This window comes from Ruminococcus difficilis, assembly GCF_016680995.1.
Map to the genome: position 1 here is coordinate 1 of NZ_JAEQMG010000017.1, position 2,269 is coordinate 2,269.

The 2,269-nt window shown below is 55.0% G+C and carries 2 protein-coding genes; both read left to right on the forward strand.

Features of this window, described 5'->3' with window-relative positions; genetic code table 11:
• Positions 1-1,013 (forward strand): ATP-dependent metallopeptidase FtsH/Yme1/Tma family protein (locus JKK62_RS01060; RefSeq protein WP_494545954.1); only part of this gene is annotated, 1,013 nt, incomplete at its 5' end.
• Positions 1,014-1,147: 134 nt separating this feature from the next.
• The coding region (locus tag JKK62_RS01065; RefSeq protein ID WP_494545955.1) for a UvrA family protein at positions 1,148-2,269 on the forward strand (1,122 nt) is incomplete at its 3' end.

Genomic DNA, 2,269 nt, shown 5'->3' on the forward strand with positions numbered 1-2,269 from the left:
CCAACCGTCCCGACGTTCTCGACCCGGCTCTCCTCAGACCCGGACGTTTCGACCGTCAGGTTGTCGTAAGCTATCCCGACGTTAACGGACGTGAGGCTATCCTCAAGGTTCACGCGCGCAAAAAGCCGCTTGCTCCCGACGTAAAGCTCCGCACCATCGCCAAGACCACCGCGGGCTTCACCGGAGCCGACCTCGAAAACCTGCTCAACGAAGCAGCCCTTCTGGCGGCGCGTGCCAATAAAAAGGCGATCACCATGAAGGAGATCGAGGAAGCGACGATCAAGGTCGTAGTCGGCGCGGAGAAAAAGAGCAAGGTAATGAGCGACAAGGAGAAGAAGCTGACCGCTTATCACGAGGCAGGTCACGCGATCCTCTTCGACGTGCTCGAAACTCAGGACCCCGTTCACGAGATCTCGATCATACCCCGCGGCATGGCAGGCGGCTACACAATGCCTCTGCCCACCGAGGACAAGTCGTACAATTCGCGCAGTGAAATGCTCGAGGATATCGTGGTATCCCTCGGCGGACGCGTTGCTGAGGCGCTGATCCTCGACGACATCTCAACAGGCGCGTCCAACGACATCGAGCGTGCGACAAAGACCGCGCGCGCGATGGTCACCAAGTACGGCATGACCAAGGAGCTTGGCTGCGTAAACTACGGCTCCGAGAGCGGCAGCGTATTCCTCGGCAGGGATATGGCGCGCACTCAGGACTACAGCGAGGCTACCGCTGCGAAGATCGACGAGCTTGTGCTTGAGATCGTAAACGACGCCTACGCAAAGGCAGAGAAGCTGCTCAGCGAGAACATTGATAAGCTGCACGAGATTGCCGCGTATCTGATCAAGCACGAAAAGATGAGCGGCGCGGACTTCGAGGCTGTAATGAACGGCACTTACGTGGAGCCTGCCGAGGAGCCCGAGGAAGAAGAGCCTGTTTCCGAGACCGCTGAAGCAACAGCGAACACTGTTGACGGCACGACCGAAAGCAAGGAAGATAATTCCACAGAAGAATAATAACGAGCGGTGGGAGTAATACGCTTCCGCCGCTTTTTAACGTCAAGATTTCGAACAAACTTACGAAAATCACTTGATATTTTAAAATAAATGTGGTATACTAATATAAATATAAAACGACAGGAATCAGAGCTATGTCACTTGAAAGAATTATTGTAAAAGGCGCAAAGGAACACAACCTTAAAAATATAGACGTCGAAATCCCGCGAGAGAAGCTCGTGGTCATCACGGGTCTGTCCGGCTCGGGCAAAAGCTCGCTCGCCTTCGATACGATCTACGCCGAGGGTCAGCGCCGCTATGTCGAGAGCTTGTCGTCGTATGCGCGAATGTTTCTCGGTCAGATGGACAAGCCGAACGTCGAGAGCATAGAGGGACTATCCCCGGCGATTTCGATCGACCAAAAGACCACATCCAAGAATCCGCGTTCGACCGTCGGCACCGTAACCGAGATCTACGACTACCTGCGACTGCTTTACGCGAGGATCGGCGTGCCTCACTGCACGGTCTGCGGCCGCGAGATACGCCAGCAGACGGTAGACCAGATCGTCGACAAAATAATGACCTATCCCGTTGGAACGAAGATTCAGGTAATGTCGCCCGTTGTCCGCGGTCGAAAGGGCGAGCACGCCAAGGTGCTCGACAGCGCGCGAAAGGCAGGCTTTGTACGCGTACGCGCCGATGGAATAGTCTACGATCTCCAAGAGAAAATTCCTTTAGAGAAAAATAAAAAGCATAATATAGAAATCATCGTCGACAGATTGGTGATCAAGCCCGAGATAACCTCGCGGCTTTCCGACAGCATCGAGACCGCCTCAAAGCACAGCGGCGGCATCGTCATGGTCAATTTCGGCGACGAGGACGTAGTATTTTCGCAGAAGTACGCCTGTCCCGACCACGGGGTCAGCATCGACGAGCTTACGCCGCGTATGTTCTCGTTCAACAATCCGTTCGGAGCCTGCCCGAAGTGCACGGGTCTGGGCGTTTTCCTCAAGATCGACGAGAACAAAATAATTCCCGACAGGAATAAAAGCATAAAGGACGGCGGCATAAAAGGCGGCGGCTGGGCGATGGAGGGCAGCACCATAGCGGCTATGTACTTCGACGCGCTCGCCAGGCGCTACAAGTTCTCGCTGAGCACGCCTATCCGCGATTTGCCCGACGACGTTGTTCAGAAGATACTCTACGGCACGGGCGACGAAAAGCTCACCATGCACCGCCGGAACGTCTACGGCAGCGGCACCTACGAGAGATCGGAA